The organism is Pigmentiphaga litoralis (assembly GCF_048632615.1).
Taxonomy (GTDB): domain Bacteria; phylum Pseudomonadota; class Gammaproteobacteria; order Burkholderiales; family Burkholderiaceae_B; genus Pigmentiphaga; species Pigmentiphaga litoralis_B.
Map to the genome: position 1 here is coordinate 3,416,547 of NZ_CP184479.1, position 25,575 is coordinate 3,442,121.

At 63.1% G+C, this 25,575-nt stretch carries 20 protein-coding genes; 12 read left to right on the forward strand and 8 right to left on the reverse strand.

All coding sequences use genetic code 11. The features are described from left to right. Positions 1–64: 64 nt before the first annotated feature. From ACNANG_RS15575 to ACNANG_RS15585, 3 genes are read left to right on the forward strand one after another with little or no spacing between them, the layout of a single operon-like run. On the forward strand, positions 65–1,108 hold the full coding sequence (locus ACNANG_RS15575) for a CDP-6-deoxy-delta-3,4-glucoseen reductase (RefSeq protein WP_420223744.1): 1,044 nt from the start codon (positions 65–67) through the stop codon (positions 1,106–1,108). 22 nt (positions 1,109–1,130) lie between these two features. Further along, positions 1,131–1,661 (forward strand): VOC family protein, encoded by a 531-nt coding sequence (locus tag ACNANG_RS15580; RefSeq protein ID WP_420223745.1) that lies wholly within the window; start codon positions 1,131–1,133, stop codon positions 1,659–1,661. After that, positions 1,658–2,554, forward strand: a complete 897-nt coding sequence (locus ACNANG_RS15585) for a fumarylacetoacetate hydrolase family protein (RefSeq protein ID WP_420223746.1) — start codon at positions 1,658–1,660, stop codon at positions 2,552–2,554. Before ACNANG_RS15580 ends, ACNANG_RS15585 begins: the two co-directional genes overlap by 4 nt. A gap of 22 nt (positions 2,555–2,576) precedes the next feature. Here ACNANG_RS15585 and ACNANG_RS15590 read toward each other — a convergent pair whose 3' ends face one another. Next, positions 2,577–3,506, reverse strand: coding sequence for a LysR family transcriptional regulator (locus tag ACNANG_RS15590; protein WP_420223747.1), 930 nt, complete (start codon positions 3,504–3,506; stop codon positions 2,577–2,579). A 131-nt stretch (positions 3,507–3,637) separates the two neighbouring features. Between ACNANG_RS15590 and ACNANG_RS15595 the strand changes: the two genes are divergently transcribed. After that, positions 3,638–4,804 carry an ABC transporter substrate-binding protein gene (locus ACNANG_RS15595; RefSeq protein ID WP_420223748.1) on the forward strand — a complete coding sequence of 389 codons (1,167 nt, stop codon included), beginning with the start codon at positions 3,638–3,640 and terminating at the stop codon, positions 4,802–4,804. 14 nt (positions 4,805–4,818) lie between these two features. Further along, positions 4,819–5,649 (forward strand): TauD/TfdA dioxygenase family protein, encoded by an 831-nt coding sequence (locus ACNANG_RS15600; protein WP_420223749.1) that lies wholly within the window; start codon positions 4,819–4,821, stop codon positions 5,647–5,649. 9 nt (positions 5,650–5,658) lie between these two features. On the opposite strand, the gene ACNANG_RS15605 is transcribed toward ACNANG_RS15600, so the two are convergent. Then, on the reverse strand, positions 5,659–7,815 hold the full coding sequence (locus tag ACNANG_RS15605; RefSeq protein ID WP_420223750.1) for a prolyl oligopeptidase family serine peptidase: 2,157 nt from the start codon (positions 7,813–7,815) through the stop codon (positions 5,659–5,661). A 91-nt stretch (positions 7,816–7,906) separates the two neighbouring features. On the opposite strand from ACNANG_RS15605, the gene ACNANG_RS15610 reads away from it, so the two are divergent. Then, entirely contained in the window at positions 7,907–8,095 is a 189-nt protein-coding gene (locus tag ACNANG_RS15610) for a hypothetical protein (protein ID WP_420223751.1), read from the forward strand. A gap of 27 nt (positions 8,096–8,122) precedes the next feature. Continuing rightward, on the forward strand, positions 8,123–11,308 hold the full coding sequence (locus ACNANG_RS15615) for a type 2 lanthipeptide synthetase LanM family protein (protein ID WP_420223752.1): 3,186 nt from the start codon (positions 8,123–8,125) through the stop codon (positions 11,306–11,308). 71 nt (positions 11,309–11,379) lie between these two features. Here ACNANG_RS15615 and ACNANG_RS15620 read toward each other — a convergent pair whose 3' ends face one another. Next, the gene (locus ACNANG_RS15620; protein WP_420223753.1) at positions 11,380–12,774 is read right to left on the reverse strand and encodes an MmgE/PrpD family protein; all 1,395 of its coding nucleotides are present in this window, start codon (positions 12,772–12,774) and stop codon (positions 11,380–11,382) included. 206 nt (positions 12,775–12,980) lie between these two features. Here ACNANG_RS15620 and ACNANG_RS15625 point away from each other — a divergent pair, with 206 nt between their 5' ends. The 5 genes from ACNANG_RS15625 (at position 12,981) to ACNANG_RS15645 (ending at position 18,558) form a co-directional block, all read left to right on the forward strand. Then, positions 12,981–13,979, forward strand: coding sequence for a Bug family tripartite tricarboxylate transporter substrate binding protein (locus ACNANG_RS15625; protein ID WP_420223754.1), 999 nt, complete (start codon positions 12,981–12,983; stop codon positions 13,977–13,979). A 1-nt stretch (position 13,980) separates the two neighbouring features. Next, the gene (locus tag ACNANG_RS15630) at positions 13,981–15,366 is read left to right on the forward strand and encodes an MmgE/PrpD family protein (RefSeq protein WP_420223755.1); all 1,386 of its coding nucleotides are present in this window, start codon (positions 13,981–13,983) and stop codon (positions 15,364–15,366) included. Positions 15,367–15,443: 77 nt separating this feature from the next. Further along, complete coding sequence (locus tag ACNANG_RS15635; protein ID WP_420223756.1) at positions 15,444–16,424, forward strand: Bug family tripartite tricarboxylate transporter substrate binding protein; 981 nt, start codon at positions 15,444–15,446, stop codon at positions 16,422–16,424. Positions 16,425–16,508: 84 nt separating this feature from the next. After that, positions 16,509–17,147 (forward strand): GntR family transcriptional regulator, encoded by a 639-nt coding sequence (locus ACNANG_RS15640; RefSeq protein ID WP_420223757.1) that lies wholly within the window; start codon positions 16,509–16,511, stop codon positions 17,145–17,147. A gap of 34 nt (positions 17,148–17,181) precedes the next feature. Then, complete coding sequence (locus ACNANG_RS15645) at positions 17,182–18,558, forward strand: amino acid permease (protein ID WP_420223758.1); 1,377 nt, start codon at positions 17,182–17,184, stop codon at positions 18,556–18,558. Positions 18,559–18,565: 7 nt separating this feature from the next. Here ACNANG_RS15645 and ACNANG_RS15650 read toward each other — a convergent pair whose 3' ends face one another. From ACNANG_RS15650 to ACNANG_RS15670, 5 genes are all read right to left on the reverse strand, one after another. Continuing rightward, positions 18,566–19,576, reverse strand: a complete 1,011-nt coding sequence (locus ACNANG_RS15650) for a Bug family tripartite tricarboxylate transporter substrate binding protein (RefSeq protein ID WP_420223759.1) — start codon at positions 19,574–19,576, stop codon at positions 18,566–18,568. 90 nt (positions 19,577–19,666) lie between these two features. Further along, positions 19,667–21,547, reverse strand: coding sequence for a glycoside hydrolase family 15 protein (locus ACNANG_RS15655; RefSeq protein WP_420223760.1), 1,881 nt, complete (start codon positions 21,545–21,547; stop codon positions 19,667–19,669). After that, a complete protein-coding gene (gene fabG / locus ACNANG_RS15660) occupies positions 21,540–22,340 on the reverse strand; it encodes a 3-oxoacyl-ACP reductase FabG (RefSeq protein WP_420223761.1) in 801 nt (266 codons plus the stop codon). Before fabG ends, ACNANG_RS15655 begins: the two co-directional genes overlap by 8 nt. 58 nt (positions 22,341–22,398) lie before the next feature. Beyond that, positions 22,399–23,079, reverse strand: coding sequence for a Fe2+-dependent dioxygenase (locus ACNANG_RS15665; RefSeq protein WP_420223762.1), 681 nt, complete (start codon positions 23,077–23,079; stop codon positions 22,399–22,401). A 69-nt stretch (positions 23,080–23,148) separates the two neighbouring features. Further along, the gene (locus ACNANG_RS15670; RefSeq protein ID WP_420223763.1) at positions 23,149–25,473 is read right to left on the reverse strand and encodes a catecholate siderophore receptor Fiu; all 2,325 of its coding nucleotides are present in this window, start codon (positions 25,471–25,473) and stop codon (positions 23,149–23,151) included. Positions 25,474–25,575: the final 102 nt, after the last annotated feature.

The following is a 25,575-nucleotide window of genomic DNA, read 5'->3' on the forward strand; positions in this document are numbered from 1 at the left end:
CGTGCAGAACCCCGGGAGACAGCGAGCGATCCAGCCCGCGACGGGGAAGATAGGCCCAAGACCTATGTCCTACACGATCACCCTGCATCCCAGCGGGCACACCTATCCCTGTTCCGCTGACACCCCCATCCTCAAGGCAGGCCTGGATACGGGGCTGTTCATGCCCTACAGCTGCCGGTCAGGCGTCTGCCGCACCTGCCGAGGCCGTGTGGTCTCGGGCGAAGTCGACTACGGCGGTGTGCACCCCAATTACCTGAGTGACGCGGACAAGGCCGAAGGACTGGCGCTGTTGTGCTGCGCCAAGCCACTTAGCGACCTGGTTGTCGAAGTCAACGAACTGGATCCGCAGGATGCCATCAAGTCCAAGTTCATGCCTTGCCGCGTCATCAAAATGGAGCCTGTCAGCGATGACGTGATGATCGTTACGCTGGGCTTGCCCATGAACGAACCGACCCTGTTCCGCGCGGGTCAATACCTGGACATCCTGCGGCCCGATGGCACGCGCCGCAGCTATTCGATCGCGAATGTGCCAAGCAATGACGGCGTGCGCCAGGTCGAACTGCATATTCGCCGCATGCCGGGCGGCAAGTTCACCGAGCACGTCTTTACCGCGATGAAGCTGCGCGAAATCCACCGGATCGAAATGCCGCTGGGCTCGTTCTTTTTGCGTGAAGACTCCGACGCGCCCATCGTGATGCTCGCATCAGGCACCGGCTTCGCCCCCATCAAATCCCTGCTCGAACAGACCCTGCAGCGAGGCACACGGCGGCCCATTACCCTGTACTGGGGCGGCCGCAAGCGCGCCGACCTGTACATGGCCAACCTGGCCGAATCCTGGGCCGCCACGCACGACCACATCACCTTCATCCCTGTGCTGAGCGATGCCACGGAAGCCTGCGCCTGGACGGGCCGCACCGGCTTCGTCCACCAGGCCGTGATGGAAGACTTCCCGGACATGTCGGGCGTGCAGGTCTATGCCTGCGGCGCGCCCGTCATGGTCGAGTCCGCGCGCCACGATTTCACGACCACCTGCCGGCTGCCCGAAGACGCATTCTTTGCCGATGCCTTCCTGAGCGAAGCCGACCGCAACGGGCTGCCACAAGCCTGAACCCCCTACCAAGGAGACTGTCATGCTGCCAGAGAATTGCCGCGTCGATCCCCCCAGCCATCCGTCCGTCGTCAAGCCTTTCTGCCTGGGCCACGGCACGCTGGAGTGCTACAGCCTGAAAGCGTCGCGCCGCTTCTACGAAGAATTCCTGGGCCTGGAATGCGTGCGCCACGGCAAGCCCGCCATGGCCGTCCGGCTGGCCCAGCGCTTCCACGTCATCTGCGTGGAAGTCGGCGATCAGGTGCATCCGACCAACCTGCTGAACCATTGGGGGCTGGACGTCGAGACGCGCGAAGAAGTCGATCAGGCCCATGCGGCCGCGGTGCGCGACAAAGACAAATACGGCATCCGCCAGGTGTTGCCGCCGCAGGAAATGCATGGGGTGTATTCGTTCTATCTGGAGGACCTGGACCACAACTGGTGGGAGATCCAATGGTACGAAAACGGCTTCCAGCATGACGACCTGTTCGACTACGGCGACCGCTTTTCGATGGACGACGCCGCCGATATCGGCAGCCTGGAAGAACTGAAGATCAAGGGATCCGCATCATGATCCAGCTCGTGACGATCGAGCACGAAGGCACCCGCAAGACCGGCCTCCTGCACGAAGGCAAGATCTATGCATCGCCGCGGTATGCCGGCGTGCAGGACGTGCTGGAGGACTGGCCGCGCGCAACCGAAAAGCTGGCGACCCTGGGCCGCGACCTGCCCGGCCGCGAGTACGTGTCGGGGGCGACGCTGCTGGCGCCGCTGCCCGCGCCGCGCACCATCTACTTTGCAGGCGTCAACTACAGCGACCACGTCGAAGAAATGAAGCGTGTGCTGGGCATGCCGCTCGAAGGCGATCCCAAGGGCAAAGGCTACCTGCCGTGGCACAACATCAAGGCAGGCGGCGCCTCGGTGGTCGGCCCGGATGCCAAAGTGCGCATCCCGGCGGGATCCACCATGCTGGACTGGGAAATCGAACTGGGCGTGGTGATCGGCCGTACCTGCAAGGACGTTCCGGTCGACGAAGCGATGGACTATGTCGCGGGCTACGTCGTGACGAACGACCTGTCGGCACGGGACTGGGTCTCGCGGCCCAACGTGCCGGATACGTCACCGTTCCGCTGGGACTGGATCGGGCAGAAGTCGTTCGACGGTTCGTGTCCGATGGGTCCGGCCATCACTCCCGCCCAGTTCATTGGCGACCCCATGGCCCTGTCGATGAAGCTGTGGGTCAATGGCGAACTGATGCAGGACTCGAACACGTCGCAGATGCTGTTCACGATCGCGGAACAGATCGCGCAGCTCAGCTCGCGCATCACGCTGGCGCCGGGCGACCTGATCCTGACGGGCACGCCGTCGGGCGTCGGCATGGCGCGCAAGCAGTTCCTGCAGGCGGGCGATGTGGTGCGTCAGTGGATCGAGAACATCGGCGAGTTCGAGTTCACGATCACGGCCTGATCCCGGACCGGTCGCCGGCAGGTCACGCCGACGCGCGCGGCGCGGTCGGCGGATGGTTCTGGATGTCGTGCACGGACTCGATCACCTGCTGCCGGAACCACTGGTTGGCGGGGTCCTTGTGGAAGCGGTCATGCCAATACAGCGCGACATCGAAGTTGCCCATGGGCAGGGGCAGCGGTTTGACGGCGAGGGGAAAATGCTTGCGAAGTTCAACGACCAGGGATTCCGGGCAGGTCCAGATCAGGTCCGACCGGAGCACCAGATGCGGCGCGGCCAGGTACTGCGGCATGCGCACCCGGATGCGGTCCTTGGCGCCGGCCTCGATCAGCGCGCGTTCCAGCAAGACATGACCGCTGCCGGCGTACTCGACCAGCAGGTGCTGCTGCGACAGGAAGCGTTTGAGCGTGAGCTCGGCATTGGCCAGCGGGTGGTCGCTGCGCATCACGCACAGGTAACGCTGCTTGAACAGCACCTTCTTGTGGATGTTGCGTTCAAGCGCCGGCAGATAGCCGAGCGCCACGTCCATGCGGCCGGTGGACAAGCCGTGCACGGTCTCTTCGATGGGCGCGAACATGACGTTGATCTTGACCCGCGGCGCCACGCCCTCCATGCGGGCGAACAAGGCGGGAAGCACCACCACTTCGCCCACGTCGCGCGTGCGGATCGTGAACGACCGGGTGGACTCCGTGGCGTCGAACGACGTCTGTACGCCTGTCGTTTTACGAATGGCATTCAGCGCTTCCAGCAGCGATGGTGCAATGCTGGTGGCCATGGCCGTCGGCTCCATCCGCCGGCCGGCCAGCATGAACAGCTTGTCGCCATATTCGTCCCGCATGCGCTTGAGCGCGCTGCTGACAGCGCCTTGCGTCACATCCAGGCTTTCGGCCGCGATGGTGACCGAACGGTCGCGCCACAGGGCTTCGAACACGTACAGCAGGTTGAGGTCTTTCATGGCGCGCCTGATCGAAGAACTATCAATGAGTTTAATACCGCGGAATCAATCAGCGCGATGGCTGGCAAACACGCCGGACCACATAATCGCTGCATAACAACGATGGGCCGGCAGGCTCTGGGAGACACGCAATGAAAACGACGATGGTGATGGTGCTCGGCCTCGCGGGCCTCTGTGCCGCGCCCGCAATGGCGCAGGTCAAGATCGGTTTTCTGGGCACCCTGTCGGGCCAGGCGGCCGACGTGGGACGGGACCAGGCCGATGGCTTCATGCTGGCCGTGGAACAGGGCAAGGGCAAACTGGGCGGCTACGACGTGAAGGTCATCCAGGAAGACGACCAGATGAAGCCGGACGTGGGCATGCTGGGCCTGACCAAGCTGCTGGAACGCGAGAAGGTCGACATCGTGACCGGCCTGACCTACGCCAACGTCATGATGGCGCTGCAAGCCAAGATCGGCGCCAGCAAGATTCCTTTCGTCGGTTCCGTGTCCGGCCCGTCGCCGCTCGCGGGCGCGCAGTGCAAACCCAATCTGTTCGTGACGTCCTGGCAAAGCGACGCCACGGCCGAAGCCATGGGCAAATACCTGAACGACCAGAAGGTCGCCGACATCAGCATCATCGCGCCGAACTTCCTGGGCTCGAAAGACAAGGTCACTGGCCTGAAGCGGTTCTATAAAGGGAAGATCTCGAACGAAATCTACACGTCGTTGACGCAGCTGGATTTCTCGGCCGAACTGAGCCAGATCGGCGCGGCCAAGCCCGCCGGCGTGTTCGGCTTCTTCCCAGGCGGGCAGGGCGTGTCGTTCGTCCGCCAATACCAGCAGATGGGCATGAGCAAGACCATCCCGCTGTACAGCGTGCACACGCTGGAGCCGACCAGCCTGGGCGCGATTGGCAAGGTCGCCTACGGCAATATCGTGGCCGAAGCCTGGCAGCCCAGCGCCGACAATCCCCAGAACAAGCAGTTCGTTGCCGCCTACGAGAAGAAATACGGCCGCACGCCCACCTCGTTCGCCGCCTTCAGCTACGACGCGGCGATCTTGATCGGCGAGGCGCTGAAAAAGATCGGCGGCAAGGCGTCCGATGCGCAGGCGTTCAACGAAGCGATCCGCACTACGCCCTTCCCGTCAGTGCGCGGGGACTTCAAGTTCAACAAGAACAACTACCCGATCCAGAACTACAACATCTATCAGGTGGCCGAAGGCGCTGACGGCAAGCCCATGTTCAAGATGCTGGTGAAGAACGTGCTGGCATCGCATGGGGATGCGTACGCGGAGCAGTGCGGGGCGGCGAAGTAGAATCGGAAGGTGACATGTCGATTGCCGAGGGGAGCGTCTTGACACACGCTATCCGGATCCATCCTTTTGCTGGCCCGCTTGGGGCAGAAGTTTCCGGACTGCGTCGGGAAAGCGTTGTGCCTGACACGGTCAAGGAGGCCCTGCGGGTCGCTTTGTCGACACACTTGGTCCTGGTATTTCGCGGGCAATCGATGTCACCGCAGGCGCTCCTGGCATTCGCTGCTTTGTTTGGAGAGCCTGTGACGCACCAATTCGTGCAGGCGGTGCCGCCGCATGGGCAGGTCACGGAGATCCGCAAAGAGCCCGACCATCTGCACAACTTTGGCGGAGCTTGGCACTTCGATCTGAGTTTCATGGCGTGTCCTCCTTCCGCTACGGTGTTGATGGCCAAAGAGCTTCCAGCACACGGTGGCGACACGGTCTGGAGCAACCAGTATCTGGCCTATGCCATGCTGCTGGCTCGGTGCCGCGATGGCATCGATAGCCTGCTAGCCGAACACACTTCACAACTGGCATTCGGCCATGGTGCCCACGCCCTGTCAGCGGTCCACCCACTTGCCCCCAGGCACCCCCATTCCGGCTGTCGTTATCTTTATGCCAATCCGGTTTCAATCCGCCGCGTTCTAGGAGTAGCGGATGAGGCTGGCAACACGCTCTTGCGCCATCTGTACGCCCACGCGATCGCGCTCGAATTCCAGTATCGGCATCGTTGGGAACTCGGTGACATCGTTGTGTGGGACAACCGGGCCACCATGCACAAAGCGATGAATGACTACCCGGGCGAACGGCGGGTGATGCAACGTGTTGCGGTGACCGACCGTCGGCACCGTATCGGTCTGCCGTGAACGCGCCGACTAGGCGAGATTGCCTGTAACTTTCAGCGCGAAGGCGTACATCAGCGCGGCATCCGCGACCTTCCCGTGTTGACCGGGCGAACCGGCATGTCCGGCATCGACACGCATGTCCAGCAACTTGGGGGCGTCCCCTTTCTGATGTTTGCGAAGTTTCGCTATCCATTTCGCCGCTTCCCAGTACGTAACTTGAGAATCGCGCAGAGCAGCAATGGCGAGCACCGGCGGGTATGTCTGCGCCAGGATGTTTTCATAGGGCGACCAGGCCGCTGTCTGGTTGTATTCGACGTCCGACGCGCCAGGATTGCCCCATTCCTGCCATTCGACGGACGTAAGCGGAAGGGTGGTGTCCATCATGGTGTTGAGCACGTCGACGAAAGGCGCTTGTGCGATCACCCCTGCGAATAGCTCGGGCGCTTGGTTGAGGGCACCTGCAACAAGGGTGCCACCCGCGCTCATGCCATGGGAGACAACAGCCTTTGGTGCGCACCACCTGTCTTCAACGAGATGCCGCACCGCAGCGACGAAATCGGCGATTCCATTGGGCTTCAGAGCGGCGCGGCCCGCATGATGCCAAGCCGCCCCATTTTCTCCACCGCCCCGAACATGCACGATCGCGATCACCCAACCGCGGTCCACCAGGCTGAGGCGCAGCGGGTCAAACGCAGCGGGCAGGCTGATGCCATAAGCGCCGTAGCCGTAGCACAGGCATGGCGCCGTGCCATCCAGCCGAGTGCGCCGATGAAAGAGCACTGACACGGGAACCTGTGTTCCGTCCCTCGAGGTTGCATGGGTGCGTCGGCAGATGTAATCCGCCTCATCGAATCCGGCGCCGACGCTTCTGACACGAATCAACGTTAGTTGCCCGGTGTCCATGTCGCAGTCAAAGGTTCGGTCCGGAATGTGCATGGAGGACCGGATGAGTCGCACGTGAGACGTATCGAACTCGTGAGCGGGACCCAAATCTAGCGCGCCAGGGCCACCTTCGAAGTCGATCACACGCCTGTCGCCGTCGTCCAGCTTAAGAATGACTACTCTGGTGTCCCCTTTGCTCCTTTCCAGCCACACCAGATGCCGCTTGAATATCCGGTAGCCGACCAACGTCGTCCCAGGTCTGTGGGGTACCAGGTCCCGCCAGACAATCGGAACGCTGTCATCCAGACAGGCCGTCATGATTTTGTAGTCGCTCGCGCCGTCTGCATCTGTCAGCGCATACAGCACATTGTTGCCTTCATCGACATGCCAGTGGCCTTGCTGTTCCCGCGAAACGACCTGCCTCGCTCGAGCAAGCGGATTGTTGGCAGGGAACACGGTGATTTCCGAGCGATCTGGACCCTGAGAAGACCCCACCAACCACGCTCGCGATTGCGTGCGCTGCACTGTCAGACGAAAACTTGGATCGTGCTCTCGCAGCATCACGACATCACTGGCTGCGTCCGTCCCCAGGCGGTGCAGGTTCAGCTGGTGATGACGATGCTGCACGTCGATACGAACGTAAAGAAAAGCGCAGTTGTCGCCACTGAACGTTCCTACCGGATAGGCATCTTCGACGCTGCAGCCATCCTGGCCGGTGATCTGGTTCCGAAATCGAATGATGCTGCGGCCCGATCCCGACTCGTCTGCTGACCATGCAATCCACTGATGGTCCATGGAGTGTGTGCTGAAGCCAGGACAGAAATACGCTTTGCCCATCGCTTCGACGTTCAGGTCGACCAGCAGTTGCGCCGCCACGTCTCCAACTTGACGGCGCAATAATTGGGGATGCGACGCTCCAGGCACTTCGAGAATTGCGTACTCCACGATGCCATCGCGCTGCCATGAAGCCCCAGCAAGAGCATGCTGATAGGCCAGATGAATGTGTCCAAACGTTTCGGTGTTATCGAGTCGCTGTTGCATCTCCGACCTGAGTGTCTCCTGTACATCTAGCGTGCTAGACATTACCTCGCCGAAGTGGCGTGATTCCGCGTCGATATGCGCAAGTATCGGGTCCGGTAATGCCGCTCCGCTACGCAAAATGTCGGACCAATTGTCGGCCCGTAGCCAGGAGAAGTCGTCGGGCGGCACCCGTTGAACCGTACTAGAGGCACGCGGTGCTGCAGGGTGCATACGCGCGTTAAGCGAGTCAGTCATCATGGAAATTGGCGTCTTTGCACGACCCATTATGCGTCGTCAGACCGGTGATCGCGAGCATTGACGCCGTTTGACGGGGTTGATAGTGTGGGTCTCGCACTTCAACCCACGGAGGTTCAATATGTCTCAAAGCATGTTTGAAAGTCTTTTCTATGCCGATCGGGATTTTGAATTTTTGATGAATGAACGCGGCACTAGTGACGCTTCGCTTGAAGCAGCTGCGGGAACCGGAAGTCTTGCCGATGGCCGTTCCACTCCTGGTGACGGCACCAGCAATCCCGGCGTGAACTGCACCTGCTGCTGCAATTGAATTGAGTTGTCAGCGGCTCGGTCAGTCTTGGCCAGCGCCGACGTGGCCCACGCGATGACTCGCCATTTCGCTGCGAGTATCGAACACTCGGCTCTGACGATAGACGAAGTCCTTTCTGACGACTACGAGCCGCTTCCAGCTCAAGCGGGTGATCACGCACTTGCTAGGAAGCGGCTCGATCGATGGATCACCCTTTGCGCGGATAACGATCCGTCTGTCTTCGAGCAGCGCCTGGCGCGCCTGAACTGGGCTCGGCAAACGCTGCTCGCACGGTTGGCTGGTGTGCGCCGACGTGATCACGTGAAGGAACCATTCTGGGTCAGCAAGACCCGCCACGTGCTAGACGTGCTTCTGCAAGGGGGTATAAACCCCGCCCAACAGCAGCTGGCATTTTCCCCTTTGCTGTCACCGCTGGTCGAAGATGCGGTGCGGGTTCTGCGCCGGTCCTTGCCTATCGACGTGTCGGCCATCATGACGAGTCGAGCGTTTGAAGGCATCGTCGATCACCTCCGAATGCGCCTTGGCAATCTATGCGAATTGCCGTTTTACGATGCGTTGCTGCACTGGCGTAGAGGCTTGCTTTCCGCCGCGCAAGGTGGAGATGCGGCTGCTTTGGCGCAGCTGTCGGATGACTCTCTGGACGGCTTCGCCGAACACATGAGGACCACCGGCTACGCCGCGCTGTTCGACCAAACCCCCGTTCTATTTCGCCTTATTGCCACGTTGATTTGCCAGTGGCAGTCGAGCTATCGCCTGTTTCTTCTGCGGCTTGCCGACGACAGGCCCGCGCTTCAGACGTGGTTACCGCTTGCGCAGAATGACGCGCTCGTCAGCCGTGTGAACTGGGGCTTGTCGGACCCCCACAATGAAGGGCTGTCGGTGCTCGGCGTCGAATTTTCAGACGGCACGAAAGTCCTTTACAAGCCCAAAGACTTGCGCCCGGATACTTTCGTCATCCAAGTGGTGGGCGAACTCATACAACTGGGACTGCCTGAACAGCTGCTCCTGCCTAAGGCATTGGTCAGGGAAGGTTACGGATGGACCACTCATATCCCGCCGGCAGCATGCGGGACGGTGGACGATGTGGATACCTACTATCGCCGGTTCGGTACATGGCTCGCCGTGTTCCACCTACTCTCGACCTCCGACATGCACATGGAGAACTTTGTCGCGAGTGGCGCGCACCCTGTTCCTGTGGACGTCGAGATGATCCTGCAAGGGATTCGCCAGCGGCCACGCGCTGTGGACGAACACAGTGAGGCCCACTGGCTTGCCACCCATGCACTCGAAAAATCCGTGCAGAGCGTCGGCATGTTGCCCGCCTACGTGCAGGGCCAGAACGGTGGTCTGATCAGTATGGGTGCCCTTGAGCCGTCGGTCTATCCAGTCAAGGTGCTGAAGTGGGATTCCATCAATACCCCCAGAATGTTGCTGGCATCCCAGACGGATCACATCGAAATCAACACGAATCTTCCTGTTCTTGATGGCCACCCCATTTCGGTTGGCCGGCATAAGGAAGCATTTTTCTCGGGATTTGTGAGCACCTTGCGTTTCATCGCTGGTCAGGAGCGCGCTGGTAACACGATCAGAAAAGCCCTTGACGCTCCGCCCTTCATCATCCGCAAGGTTGTTCGTCCTACCCGCTTCTATTACATGTTGCTCAAGCGGCTGTACGACCACCGTGCGATGCACGACTCGGTTTGTTGGAGCATGGAAGCCGACTTTGTCGCCAGGTTCTACGATTGGGAAGATCATGCGGAGCGGCCTTGGAAACTTGCCGCCAGCGAACGGCGTCAATTGCTCGACTTGGGTATTCCGCATTTTGTCATGCACACCGATGCGAACGTCATTAGCGACGGCCGCGGCCCGGTCACCCGCCTTCATGTCGAGCTCGGCCACGACGTTGTTCGCCGCCGGATGACGACGCTCGGACCTCAAGAGATTGCTATCCAGAGCGACATTGTGCGTGCCTGTCTGCAGATGCCCCCGACGCAAGCGTCTGCGTTCACCGACGTGCAGCCGGGGTTGCCGTTTGTCCAGATGCTGGGTGACGCGTTGATGAGCTCGTCGCTACGGGCTGAAAGCTCCGTCGCATGGATAGGTCTGACGCGAGTCGACCATGAGGTTGCCGCACAATTGGCGCCGCTTGGACACGACCTGTACTACGGCGCCACCGGCATTGCCGTCTTCCTTGCTGCACTGGCACTTTCCGGCAGCCCGATGGCCGCTACGGACTGTAGGCAGGTGCTCGCCGCGACGATGCAGACCGTGCGTTCCGCCAGGCTGGCACAGCTGCGACGGGCCATCGGCATTGGCGGGGCAGTGGGCCTTGGGTCCATCGTGTACGGCCTGACCCTGACCGGCGAGGCATTGGCGGATGACGGCATGCTGGAGGCCGCAGCGTCCTGCGCATCGGGCATCACGCCCGAAGCCATCATGGACGACCGCACGTTCGATCTCGTCGGCGGCGCATCGGGTGCCTGTCTGGCGTTGATCGCATTGCACCGGCGCCGCAGCGACGAGCGCTTGCTTGAACGTGCTGTGCTCTGCTGTGACCACCTTCTTGCCCATCGCGAGGCGAAGTCGGGCATGTGGCGCTCGTCGGCTATCCCGTTACCGCTGACAGGCGTTGCTCACGGCGCAGCGGGAATCGCCCTGGCGTTTTCACGTGTCTACGGCTTGACGGGATATGAACGTTTCCGCGTCGCTGCGCAGGATTGCATCGCGTTCGAGGCACGCCATTTTGATGTAGTTGTTGGCAATTGGAAGGACTTGCGCGCGGGAGGTGATCAGCGCACACCACGCCCACCCAATCAGTGGTGCTACGGCGCAGTGGGCATCGGCCTGGCAAGACTGAGCATGCTCAAGGACGATGCCGTTCCGTGCCATGTGTTGAACGAGGATGTCGATCGTGCGCTTGCGGCGACTCTTGCCGATCAAGGGGGACGAAACAGCAGCTTGTGCTGCGGCGACGCCGGACATATCGAGTTTCTTGTTGAAGTCGCTGGGCAACGTGGGCGGGGCGACTTGATGGATGTTGCGCAGGCCCGTGCCGCGGCGCTATCTAATACCTGGCGCCGCACCGGCGATCTGGTTTGGAACGGCGGTCACGCCACTTGGAATCCAGGGCTTTTCCAGGGCGTGGCTGGTGTTGGCTTTAGCGGACTGCGAGCGCTTGGCATCGTGTTGCCATCTCCGCTTGCTTGGTTGTGAGGTCGGCACGAGCGGCCCTGTGATCTTGCAGCACTGGCAGTTATGCCAGCGCAATGCGTCGGAGGTCCAGATCACAATGACGCGAGCTCACACCCCCGCCACACCCCCAGCCCCCGCATGTCCGGCACCGCATCGATCGCCATCGCCTCGGCATGAATCGCAGCCACCCGCTCATCCGGCCACGCGCGCCGTGCAATGTCGAAAAACTTGGCCTTGTATTCGTCCGGATCGGCGGGATTCGCGGGCTCGCCACGGATCACGTCCGTGTGTCCTGACAGCACGGTGCCGTCCTTCAACGTGATCGTCACGTCGCATAGCTGCTTGCCAGGAAACTGCGCGCTGTAGTTGTCGTCCTCAACCATTTCGATCTTGGCGACCAGGCCGTGGATCGTGTCGTCCGCGGCGGCGGCGTCGTCGAAACATTCGAGGCCGTGGCTGCGGTGCACGATCACGCTGGCCACCGCGAACGGCGTCGAAAACCGGGTGGCGAAGGCATTGCGGATGTCGCGGCGGCTGAGGAACGCAATGAACTTGAACCCGCGGATGTGGATGTGCGCGATGTCGTCGGCGCGCGGCCAGCGGGAAGGTTCGCCCGCGCCTGCCAGGGCCTGGCGGACCGCGTCGAGCGCGGCGTGGATGGGGCGGCCGCAGCCGTAGAGCTTGATGTAGCCCTCGGCCAGCAGCCAGCGCGTGCCGAGGTCGCGCACGACGTCATCGGGTCGGAAGTTGTCGAACAGGACTTCGTCGCACGTGGGCGTGATGCCGTCGCGCGGGCCGGTAAAGCCGCTTTGCACCAGGCGAACCGCGGTCTGCCCCATGATGGCGCTGTGGGAGGCGTACCAGTTGCGCAGGGTGGCGCCGTCTTTCATGCTCTGGCGATTGCCGGCGATGGGAGACGAGCCGGCCAGGTTGATCAGTTCGCGCATCTCGGTCACGTCAAGGCCGTGCAGACGGGCGGCGGCGACCGCGGCGCCAATGACGCCGTAGGTGCCGTGCGGGTGGATGCACATGCGCATGTCGCACGCCGCGCCGACCCGCGCGATGATCTCGTAGCCGATCGCGCACGCCAGCAGGAAGTCGGCGCCCGAACTGCGGCGCTGTTGCGCCACGGCCAGTGCGGCCGGGATGACTTGAATGCCAGGGTGGCCATTGCTGGCAAGATTGCCTTCGTCCAGTTCCAGCCAGCACCCCGCGGCCGCGTTCAGCGCCGCGGCGTCGATCGGGTTGAGCCGCTGGCCGGTACCAACCACGCTGGCGTGGCCTCCCGCCACTTCGTCCATTTGCCGCGCAAGCAGCGCGCGCATTTCAGGTTCCTGATTGCCCGCAGCGAAGGCGCCGAGCGTGTCCGCGATGATGACGCGCAGGTGGTGCAGCGCACGCGGGTCGATGTCGGCCAGCGTGGTGGTGCAAGCGAATTCGGCCAGGCGATCGAGGTAATCGGAAGCAGGGGAATGGGGAACAGTCACGGCAGGACACTCGCGAGGGGACGCACGGAATGGTGGCGGCGGCCAGCCGACGGTGCGCAAAATGGGGCGCGTTGCACCAAGCTGGACGGGGCCCGGAACAAAGCAAAGGGCGGTTCAATATAAATATATTTTTATGTTGCGTACATATATTTCATTGAGAGATACTTTTCGCACTCTTCCGCTCAACCCCTTGCAGGACGTGCGCCGTGGCCTCTTTCCCCTATCCATTCCGGGCGCGTGCCTGTCTGCCGCTGACCCTGATTGCAGCCGCGCTGGCTGCGGTTCCGGCCGTCGCAACGGCGCAGACCTTTCCTGACCGTCCGCTCAAACTCATCATTCCGTTCGGCGCGGGCAGCGCGGTCGACACCATTGGCCGCGTCGTCGCCGCGCAGGTGTCCGAGCAGATCGGCCAAAGCATCGTGATCGACAACCGCACCGGTGCAAACGGCATCATCGCGGCCGAGATGGCAGCCCGCGCCCCGGCCGACGGCTATACCCTGTTCATGCCGAACGACGGCATCATGGCGGCCAACCCGGCGCTGTACGCCAAGCTGCCCTACGATCCGCTCAAGGATTTCACGCCGGTCACGCTGACATCCACCGTGCCGCTGGTGCTGGTCGAGAACCCGAATTTCAGTGCAAAAACCATTCCAGAAGTGATTGCGCTGGCCAAGTCCAAGCCGGGGTCGATCGACTACTCATCGACCGGGTCCGGATCGGCGCAGCACCTGGCCATGGAAATCTTCATCGATGCGGCTGGCATCAAGATGACCCACGTTCCCTACAAGGCCATGGCGCCTGCCATCTCGGATGTCGTGGCCGGCACGGTGCCGATGATGTTCTCGGGCATGTCGAACGTGATCGGTTTCGTGAAGGAAGGCAAGCTGCGGGTGCTGGGCGTCAGCACCCCGAAGCGGTCGGCCGCCGCGCCGGACTGGCCGACGATTGCCGAGGCCGGCCTGCCGGGCTACAGCTACGCGGCGTGGAACGGCATCGTGGCCCCCTCGGCCACGCCACCCGCGGTCGTGGCGCGCCTGCATACCGAATTCGCCAAGGCCATTGCCACGCCTGCCGTGCGGGACAAACTGGCCAGCCTGGGCTTTGACCTGGTCGGTTCCGGCCCGGACGAGTTCGGCGCCCTGATCAAGGCCGACGTGGCGCGTCTGGGCGCTTTGGTCAAGAAGGCCGGGATTCAGGCGAACTGACATGACGGATGCTTCTTCTCCTGCCGCTGCATCGGACGTTCCGGTGGACTACCTCGATCAGCTTGCGCGCTTCGTGGGCCAGACCCGGTACGAAGACATTCCCGACGCCGTGCTGGCTCGCACGCGCGAAATCCTGGTCGATACGTTTCCTGTGATCGCGAGTGGCATGCGCACGGCCGAACTGATGGCGCTGTCCGACAAGCAGGTCAGGAGCGGATCGCCAGGACGATCCTGGGTGATCGGCCGCGGCGTCACGACCAACCGCTTCGATGCCGCCATGCTCAATGGGATTGCCGGGGCCTGGCTGGATTACGACGAAGGGAATTTTCTGGCGAACGGCCATCCGGGCATGCAGGTGATCCCGGCTGCGTTGGCCGTTGCGCAGGAACTGGGGCGGTCGGGCAAGGAACTGCTGGCCACGATCGCGCTGGCTTACGAGGTGGTGGCGCGCATCGGCTGGGCCACCAAAGTGAAGCTGATCATCAATCCGCATGGGACTTTTGGCGTGGTCGGCGCCGCGCTGGCCACGGCCCGCTTGACGGGCATGCCGGCCCGCGACCTGCGGCAACTGGCCAGCCTGGCGGCGTCGTCGTGCATGGCGACCAACCGGCACACCATGCTGGATGGCGCAACCGTGCGCAACTGGTACGCGGGACACAGCGGCATGATGGGGCAGATGGCGGCGCGCCTGGTCGAGTCCGGTTTCAGTGGACCATCCGACGGCGTCAACACCACCTTCAGCCTGGTGCTGGGTGACGGCTTTTCGAAGGAAACGGCCGTTGCTGGCCTGGGCGAACGTTGGCTGCTGACAGAGGGCTATCTGAAGCTGTATCCCACGGCGCGGTATTCCCATTCGTGTATCGACGCCTTGTTCGATGCACAGGCCAAGGCGCCCCGGCCCATCGCTCCGGAAGACGTCGATCACATTGACGTGCGCGCCTATCGGCTTGCCGCGTACCTGACGACGCAGCGGCCCAAGGACTGGTTCGGCACCCGTTTCTCGTTGCCGTTCGCGGTAGCGACCTTGATGGTGGGCGGGCGCAATGGTCTGGACGCCTTTGGCGATGAGGCCGTGGCGGACCCCCGCATCGTGGCCCTGGCGGCGCGCGTCAACGTGGCCGAAGCGCCAGAATTCACGGCGCGCTATCCCGCCGAACAACGGGTGACGCTCGCTATTCATTTGCGTGACGGCACGGTGGTCGATGGCGAATGCATCATCACCAGCGGCGAGCCCGGCCGTCCGCACGCCGCCGCCGATCTGGAACGCAAGTATCGCGACCTGGCGGAACCGCTCTGGGGCGCCTCCCGCGCCGCGCAGTTGCGCGACGCATTGATGCAGCTGGACGATTGCCCCGATGTGTCCGCGCTCGTGGATTTCTGCCCCTGACCGGCTCGACGTTTTTGCGACTGCGCTTTCGACTGCCTTCTTCGATTCCCACCCCTAGCCGCCCGACTGGAACCGCCATGAAACGCTCCGTGATTGCCCTGCTGACGATGTCCGCCTGTCTGACGTCGACCTCCCTGTATGCCCAGCAGTCCGCGCCCGCGGCGTGGCCGACGCAACCGATTCGCCTGATCGTGTCGCAATCGGCCGGCGGGAGCATCGACATTGCCGCGCGCCTGATTGGCCAGAAGCTGTCGAATGCGATCGGCGCCGCCGTCGTGGTCGACAACAAGGCCGGCGCCAACGGCCTGATCGCGGGTGAGGCGGCTGCGCGCGCGACCGATGGTCATACCTTCCTGATGACATCGCCCAGTACACTGACGATCAATCAGCACGTCTACAAGTCGATGCCGTATGACACGGCGCGCGACTTCCGCCCGGTGACGCAGACGACGTCGATTGCCTTCCTGCTGGTCGTCAATGCCAGCTCGCCCTACAAGACCCTGGGCGACCTGATCGGCGCCGCCAAGGCCAAGCCTGGATCCATCCGCTTTGCATCGGCCGGCATCGGCAACCAGTCGCAATTGGCGGCCGAGTTGCTGGCGGGCGCGGCCAAGGTCGAGATGCAGCATGTGCCCTACAAGGGCGAGGCGCCGGCCATCGTCGACCTGATCGGGGGCCGGGTGGACTTCATCTTTGGCACGATGCCGGCGCTGTTGCCACAGGTGCAGAGCGGCAAGTTGCGCACCCTCGTAGTGGGCCAGCCCAATCGGTCCGCGGCCGTGCCCGATGTGCCCACCACCGCCGAGTCCGGTCTGCCGTCGGTGGTGGTGACGGGCTGGACCGGAATCGTGGCGCCCGCGTCGGTGCCCGCACCGGCCATCCAGCGGATGCATGACGAGGTCGTGAAGATCCTGGCCCAGCCGGATGTGCGCGAGACCCTGGTCAAGGCCGGGGCCGAGCCGGTAGGCAGCACGCCCGCGCAGTTCGGCGAGTTCATTCGCACGGAAACGGTCAAGTGGGGCGCCGCCGTCAAACAGGCGGGAATTACGCCCGAGTAGGCCGGAACCCCCGTCCGAATGTGAGAAACTTGCGGCATGAGGAGCCAAAAGAAAGTTTTCACGAAAGCCAGCGACCGGATCCGGATGGAGATCGAAGAAGCCATCAAGGATGGGTCGCTGCTGCCTGGCGAATCGGTCGACGAGGCCGAACTCGCGCTTCAATACGACGTGTCGCGCACGCCCGTGCGCGAAGCCTTGCTGCAACTGCAGGCGCAAGGGCTGCTGACCAGCCTGCCGCGCGGCGGCATGATCGTCGCCAAGATGGACCTGCAGCAACTGCTGTCTTTGTGGGAATTGCTGGCCGAACTGGAAGGCGTGGCCGTGCGGCTGGCGTGCCAGCGCATGACGCCCGAAGAACTCGACATCATCGTCCGGCACCACGAGGCCAGCCGCAAGGTGGTCGACGCCGACGACGTGGCGGGCTGGCAGGAAAGCAATCTGCGCTTCCATGAACTGATTTACCGCGCCACGCGCAACCCCTATCTGCGGCAGGAAGTGCTGCGGATGCGCACCCGCACCGGCTATTACCGGCGGCACGCCTTCGCGGCGCTGGGCCAGATCCGCAATTCGTTCGAGCAGCACCGCCGCGTGGTGGAAGCGTTCCAGAAGGGAGACGCGGAGTCGGCGTCGAGCGCGATGGTGGACCACATGCGTCCGGCCAGCGACGCCAATGGCCTGACCGACTTCATCGTCAATCTGCCCAAGGAAGTGCTGGCGCCCTGACCGGAAGGCGATCCCCCGTTTTCAAAGGAAGCGCATGGCGTCGTCCGCCCCTCAGCAACTCAAGCGTGGTCTCAAGAACCGTCACATCCAGCTGATCGCATTGGGCGGGGCGGTCGGTACAGGGCTGTTCCTGGGCATTGCGCAGACCATCCGCATGGCCGGGCCATCGGTGCTGCTTGGCTACGCGCTGGCCGGCATCGTGGCGTTTTTCATCATGCGCCAGCTGGGCGAGATGGTGGTGGAAGAGCCGGTGGCCGGATCCTTCAGCCATTTCGCCAACGCCTATTGGGGCCATTTTGCGGGCTTTGCATCGGGCTGGAATTACTGGGTGCTGTATGTGCTGGTGAGCATGGCCGAACTGACGGCGGTCGGCATCTACATCCAGTACTGGTGGCCGGGGGTGCCGACCTGGGTATCGGCCGCGGTGTTCTTCGTGTTGATCAATGCGATCAACCTGGCGCACGTAAAGATCTATGGCGAGATGGAGTTCTGGTTCTCGCTGGTCAAGGTCATCGCGATCATTGGCATGATAGGGTTTGGCGGCTATCTGCTGGCCAGCGGCAACGCCGGGCCCGACGCGGGCCTGGCCAATCTGTGGCAGCTCGGCGGCTTCTTCCCCAACGGGGTGGGTGGCTTGGCCATGGCAATGGCGGTCATCATGTTTTCTTTTGGCGGGCTGGAACTGGTGGGGATCACGGCGGCCGAAGCGGACGATCCGGCACGCAGCATTCCGCGGGCGACCAACCAGGTCATCTACCGGATCCTGCTGTTCTACATCGGGTCGCTGGTCGTGTTGCTGTCCTTGTATCCCTGGCCCAAAGTGGTCGAAGGCGGCAGTCCGTTCGTGCTGATCTTTCATGCGCTCGACAGCAATGTGGTCGCCACCGTGCTCAATGTGGTGGTGCTGACGGCCGCGCTGTCGGTCTACAACAGCAGCGTGTACTGCAACAGCCGCATGCTGTATGGCCTGGCGCAGCAAGGCAATGCGCCGCGCGCGCTGCTGAACGTGAGCCGGCGTGGCGTGCCCCTGGCCGCGCTGGGCGTGTCCGCGGTGGCGACCGCATCGTGTGTGGTCATCAACTATCTGATTCCGGCGCGAGCCTTCGAATTGCTGATGTCCCTGGTGGTGTCGTCGCTGGTGCTGAACTGGTTCATGATTTCCGTCACCCACCTGAAGTTCCGGCAGCAGAAGCGGCTGGGAGGCGCACGCACGCAGTTCCCCAGCATCGGCTACCCCCTGACCAATCTGATCACGCTGGTATTCCTGGCGGGCATTCTGGTGGTGATGTGGCTGACACCCGGCATGCGCTTATCCGTGATCCTGATCCCGGTATGGCTGATCGCGTTGGCGGTCGGATATCGCTTGCGCAAGCCAGCCGAAGCGGCCCTGACACAGGCCGGCCCCGGCTGATCCCACGTTATTCCTGCTCGATCTTGCGTTCGCGCATCACGCCCCGCAGGCTGGCGATGTCGCGCTCGACCCGTCCACGAAATTCAGCGGGCGTGCTGGCCTGGGGCGAACCGCCCCAGTCCGTCAATCGCTGGCGGATGTCGGGCTGGGCCAGCACCGCGCGCAAGGCCTCGTTGAGTTTGGCAACGATCTCGGGCGGCGTGCCGGCGGGCGCCGCAATGCCAAGCCAGGATTCAAACACGACATTGGGCAGCGTGTCGGCCACGGTCGGCACGCCGGCGATCGGGCTGCCGCCCTTGGGCGCCGTGACGGCCAGCGCGCGCACGCGCTGTTCCTTCAGCAGCGTCGCGGTGCTCGTCATGGTGTCGATCATGACATTGACCCGGCCCGCCAGCAGCTCGCCCAAAGGCGCGGTGCCACCTTTGAAGGGCACATGCACGGCGGTGACGTTGGCCTCGCTCAATATCCATTCACCAACCAGATGCATGGCGGTCCCGACCCCGACCGACGAATAGGTCAACGTGTTCGGCGCGGCCTTTGCCCGCGTGATGAAGTCACCGAAAGACTGGATGGGCGAATCGGGCGCGACCACCAGCGCCAGCGGGTACGTGGTGACGGTGGAGATCCACGCGTAATCATCCACCGGGTTGAAGGGCAACGACTTCTTCATGGCGGCGTTGCTGGCGTGGCCGCTGGGGAGCAGCACCAGCGTGTAGCCGTCGGGCGTGGCCTTGGCCGCCTGTTCGGCCGCGATGTTGCCGCCCGCGCCGGGCTTGTTTTCGACGATCACGTTCTGCCCAAGTCGCTCGCCCAGGGGGCGCGCCACCAGGCGGGCCACGATGTCCGATCCGCCGCCCGGCGCGAAGCCGAGCAGCAGCCGGATAGGGCGATTGGGGTAGCTTTGTGTACTGGCGGCTGAAGCGCCGGACTGCGCGCATGCCAGGGTGGACGTCGCCAGGCAGACCGCGCCGAGCAGGGTCGCACGCAGGCCGCCGGACAGGCGTGAAAGGTGTCGCATACCGTCTCCTGTTGACCTGGGCCGGCCGGCATCGATCGCCAGGCGGTTACTTAGGTCTATATGTTTTTATCAATATGCGACAAATGTACATCAGGGCTGCCAGTGTGTCTCGTCCCCTGACAGCTTGCGATCCAGGAATGATGCCGCACTGATCAACGCCAGGTGGGTCAAGGCCTGTGGTGTGTTGCCGAGATGGCGGCCGCGCCGATCGAACTCTTCAGCGTAGAGTCCCAGCGGGTTGGCATAGGTCAGCAATTTCTCAAATTCGGATCGGGCTTCGTCCACCCGGCCAGCGCGCGCCAGGCATTCGACGTACCAGAAGGAACACGCGGCAAACGCGCCTTCATCGCCCTCCAGGCCGTCGCAGGGGGTTTCTTCCATCAGGTAGCGCTTGACCATGCCGTCGCGCACCAGACGGTCACGAATGGCATCCAGCGTCGCGAGCCAGCACGGGTCGGTCGCGCCAACGAACCGCACCAGCGGCATCAGCAGCATGGCGCCGTCCAGCGCGCGGCTGCCCAGGCGCTGCACGAAATGTCCGGCTTCCTTGTCGAAGAAATTTTCCCAGATATCGTCGTGGATGGCCGCGCGCTCGGCATTCCAGCGCTCGAACGGGGCAGGCAGCGACCGCTTTTGCGCCAGCCGGATGGCGCGGTCGATCGCGACCCAGCACATCAGGCGCGAGTGCAGGAAGTGTTGCGATTCGCCGCGCATTTCCCAGATACCGACGTCGGGCGTGCGCCAGTCGCGACAGGCCTGGTCGACGATCTGTATGACGTGCCGCCACCCCTTGTGGGAGATGGCTTCGCCGTACTTGTTGCTCAGGTAGACGCCGTCCAGCAGCTCGCCGTAGATGTCGTGCTGCACCTGTTTGTACGCCTCGTTGCCGATGCGCACCGGACGCGAGTTGGCATATCCCTTCAGATGGTCGAGAGACTCTTCCTTCAGATCCGGATTGCCATCCACCGTGTACATCACGGCCAGGATCTTGTGCGGGTCATGGTCTGTGTCGTCGTTGGTCTCGACATAGGCCGGCACGCGTTCGGACGCCCAGTGCATGAAGGCATTGGCCTCTTCCGTAAAGCCCAGGCGCATGAAGGCATAGATGGTGAAGGACGCATCGCGTATCCACGTGTACCGGTAGTCCCAGTTGCGTTCGCCGCCCAGGTCTTCGGGCAATCCGAACGTGGCCGCGGCCAGGATGCCGCCATGCCGGCGCGACGTCAGCAGCTTGAGCGCCAGCGCGGACCGCGCGACATATTCGCGCCAGCGGCCGGTATAACGGGACTGCGACAGCCAGCCGCGCCAGTACTCCATGGTGCGCCGGAAGCAGTTGAGCGCATCATCAGCTCGCACGAAGGGATCGTCGGCGCCGCCCAGCACGAACTCGGCCGTCTGGCCTTCTTCTAGCCACAGGTCAGCAACCGCGGCGTTGTCATCGATGGAGAGCGGCGTGCTGCCCGACAGGCGCATGGACGGCTGGCCCTCCGCGTCGAAGCACACATCTCCGCCGTCGTTGCGCGCGCGCGTGTCGGCACGGGCGTAATCATGACGCACCGCGCAGCGCAGGCGGATGCGGGCCCGTCCGTGAACGGCCTTGATCGTCCGCACGATGCGCGATACGTCGTCGGTGTCGTTGACCGGCATCAGGTCGGTCAACTCGACGATGGCCGCTTCGTCCAGCCACCGTGTCAGCAGGACATTGGTGTCGGGCAGGTAGACCTGCATGCGGCGCGCATCGGGCAGGTCGGGCGACAGCTCGAAGGCGCCTGCGCGTGGCGTGTCGAGCAGGGATACGAATACGGAAGGACTGTCGAATTCCGGCCAGCAGAAAAAGTCGACGGCGCCATCATCGGCAATCAACGCCGCCGTGCGCATGTCGCCGATGATGCCGTGCGCTTCGATGGGCCGCTGGGTGGGAACGGGGCCGGTGTCCGGCATCGGATCGGGATACGCCATCGACTCAGCCATTGTTGATGAATCCTGGATAGAGGCACATGCCGCCGTCGATGGTCAGCGTCGTGCCAACGACATAGTCCGACAGGTCGGACGCCAGCCACACGACAGCATTGGCGATGTCTTCCGGATCGCCGATGCGGCCATACGGAATCAGCTTGAGCAGCTTGCGGCCCGCCGCGCCCTTGGTTTCGGTCTCGTTGATGGGCGTGCGAATGGCGCCAGGCGCGATGCCATTGATGCGGATCCGCTGATGTGCCAGTTCCTGCGCCAGGGTGCGCATCAGCATGTCGACGCCGCCTTTGGATGCGGCGTAATTGACGTGACCGGCCCACGGAATCGTCTGGTGCACGGAGCTCATATGGATGATCTTGCCCGCCGCGCGCGACACGTTGTCGAGCACGCCCTGCGCCTTGAATTGCCGGATGGCCGCGCGCGCGCACAGGAACTGGCCCGTCAGGTTGACCGACAGCACCGTGTTCCAGTCGTCCAGGGTCATGTCTTCGGCTGCGGCGTCTTTCTGCATGCCGGAATTGGCAACCAGGATGTCGATGTGGCCGAAGGTATCGATGGCCTTCTGGAACATCATGTCGACCTGGGCTTCGTCCGACACGTCCGCGCCCACGGCAATCGCCTGGCCGCCATCCTGCTTGATGGCCTTGACCAGTTCGCGCGCAGGTTTTGCCTTGGAGTGGTAATTCATGACGACCGCGGCACCGGCCTTGGCCAATGCCCGCGCGGCCGCCTCGCCCAGGCCGGAACTGGCGCCAGTGACGATCGCAACCTGGTTTTCGAGTGTGATCTGCATGGACTCCCCATCTGGAACGAAGGTTGTCCGTGCAGTCGAGCAATAAACATGCCTCGGATCAGGTCTGGCCCCAGCGGCGGATCAGGTTGTGATAGTGGGCCGTGAGCGCAATGGTTTCGTCGCTATCGCCATGGCGCGCGCGCAGCGACTGGATCGCCACGTCAAGCTCGTATAGCTGGGTACGCTGGCCATCGTCCTGCACCAGGCTTTGCGTCCAGAAAAACGCGCTGACACGCGCGCCTTTCGTGACCGGCTCGACGCGGTGAATGCTGGTGGCCGAATACAGGATGAGGTCGCCTGCCGGCAGCTTGACCTCGTGTTCGCCATAGGTGTCGCGCACCACCAGTTCGCCGCCTTCGTAGGTGTCGGGCTCGGACAGGAACAGCGTGGACGACACATCGGTGCGCAGCCGTTGATCGGTGCCCGGCAGGATGCGCACCGACCCATCGACATGATTGCCATAGTGCTCGCCACCTTCATAGCAATTGAACAGCGGCAGCATCATCCGCGCGGGCAGCGCAGCCGCAAAGAACGTGGGGTGGGACGACATCGCATGCTGCACGATGCGGCCCAGTTCGATGGCAAGCGGCGAGCCTTCCGGCAATTGACGATTGCGTTTGACACGCGCGCCCTGGTCGCCAACGGTCGCGCGCCCGTCGGTCCAGTCCGACGCATCGAGCCGCGCGCGCAGCTGGGCAGCCTGTTCCGGTGTCAACACGCCTGGGATATGGAGCATCATCGCGGGCCTCCTTTGAACGAAAAAAGCCTCTCCGGATCGGAGAGGCCAAAGCACGACGCGGGTCCGCGATCAGAAGCGGAAGTTGGCGCTCAGCAAGGCGTAACGCGGCACGCCAGGCGTGTAGCGATAGCCACTTTTGTTGATGTTCGCAACGTAATCCTTGTCGAACAGATTGTAGACGTTGAGCTGCAGGCTCAGGTTGCGGTTGATCGGGTACAGCGCCATTGCATCGAACACCACATACGAGTCGGTGTAGCGCGGCGTGCCCACCGCGCCGTCGGTGCCGCGCTGCAGCTTGCCGTTGTAGCGCGCGCCGCCGCCGATGGTCAGCCCGAAGGGCGTCTTGTAGGTGGTCCACAGGGTGAAGGCGCTCTTGGGTGTGTAGTTGAGCGCGTTGCTGCCTGGATCGGCGCCGACATTCGGCCCGTTGGTGACAGCCGTGTGCATGGTGGTGTAGCCGGCGTTGATGGCCCATGCCTTGGTGATCTGGCCGACGGTGGACAGCTCGACCCCTTGCACGCGTTTCTTGCCGCTCTGGATGTAGGTCGTCGGGGAGACCGGATCGGCAATGATTTCGTTGGTGATCTCAGTGCGATACAGGGCGGCGGCCACACCTAGCTGACGATCCAGGAAATCCCACTTGGTGCCGACTTCGGCGGTCTTGGCTTTTTGCGGATCGTAAGCCGTGCTGTTGGCGTTATTGGCCGAGGTGCTCAATGCGAAGGCCGCGCCGCCCGGCGGTTGCTGTGACACGCCATACGCCGCGTACATGCTGCCATTGTCCGCAGGCTTGTAGAGCGCGCCCAGTTTCCAGCCGAACAGATTGCCCGACTTGGATACGTCGAGCGCCGGTGCGGTGGCGGTGGCGGTGAACGGATTGGATGCGTATTCCGTCTTGTAGCGGTCATACCGCAACCCGCCGTTCACTGAAAACCGCTCGCTGATCTGAATGGTGTCGAACGCATAGATTGCCGCAGTCTTGGTCGTGCCCGTGGCCTGCCCCGGCGCTTTGATACGGGTGTAGCCCGGCGCATTCCAGTCGGGGTTGTACAGGTTGGCGGGCGGTGCGGTGCCCGCGCCGCCCGTGTTGCGCGCGATGAAGGCGTAGTTGATCTGTTCTTCGCGCGTCAGTTCCAGACCCGTGCTGATGGTGTGCTTGAGGCCGCCCGTCATGGCGGTCGCGCGTAGATTGGTCTGGTTGGTCAGGATGGTGTTGCGCTGATCGACGTTGGTGGGCAGGCTGCGCGCAACCGTCCATGCGGACTGCGGTCCGGCCAGGTTCAGGTTGTTCCCGGTCGGCATGAATGCGTTCAGCATGTAGTCGTGATCGGTGCGGCCGTACCGGGTCGTGTTGGTGAGCAGGTTGCCGTTGCCCAGGTCATGCTCCACACGAGCCGTCAGCATGTTGGTGGTCGCGTCGTCATAGTCGCCGCTGGTGCCGTAGAAATTGCGCGAACGCACGCGCGGGGCGCCGTTCAGCTGATTCAGCAAGGCCTGCGTCGCGCCGGGAGTTGGCGTCGTGGTGCCGCTTGCCGCGGCCGGCGCGCTATACCCCGGCAGTCCGATCGTCGGCACGCCGCCATCGGGCACGCTTTCCTGCTTCGTGTGAATGAAGTTGAAGAACGCGCGCGTGTTGCCGTTCAGGCCGAACGCCAGCGACGGCGCGATGCCCAGGCGGTCGTTGTTCACATGATCTCGGCCGGGTACATCGCTGTCCTGCTTGATCACGTTCAGGCGGAACGCAGCGCCGTTCCCGCCTTCGATCACGCGGTTCAGGTCCGCCGTGACGCGGCGTTGGTTCTGCGTGCCCAGGCTCAAGGTGCCGGCCGCGAAGTTTTCCAGCCGAGGTTGTTTCGTGACCAGGTTGATCGATCCGGTCGGAGAGGTGCGGCCATAGTCGGAACCCGACGGCCCCTTGATCACTTCAATGCTTTCGATGTTGAACACGTCGCGCGATGCGGTCGAGGTGTCGCGCACGCCGTCGATGAAGATGCTGCTGCTGGCGTCGAAGCCGCGCATGTAGACGGCGTCGCCGGTGGTGGTGTTGCCGTTCTCGCCAAGAAAGAAGGTGCCGACACCCGGGGTATTGCGCAGCGCTTCGGTCAGCGTCGTGGCGACCTGTTCCTTGAACAGGCTTTCCTTGATGATCGTGACGGTTCGGGTCGTATCGATCAGCGGTTCGGTGAACTTGGGCGAGGACAGGGCGTCGGCCTTGTAGTCGTTCTGTGCGTCACCGCTGACAGTGATTTCGGGCAGCGATGTCGTCGAGCCGGAGGCGGTCTGGGCGCTGGCAGGGTGCATGGCAATACCTGCCGCAAGGGCGGCGGCGGTGGCCGCGGCGGTCGAGTGGCGGCGCGGCGCAGCGGGATGCTTGCGGCTCTTGATGTACGACATTGGATGTCCTTTTGTATGGTCCCCCCGGGCGCTGTGCGCCTCCCCAGGGGCGGCACTGGCGGACTGGCGTGGCCAGATCCACTGTGCCCTGGATGCGGTGTT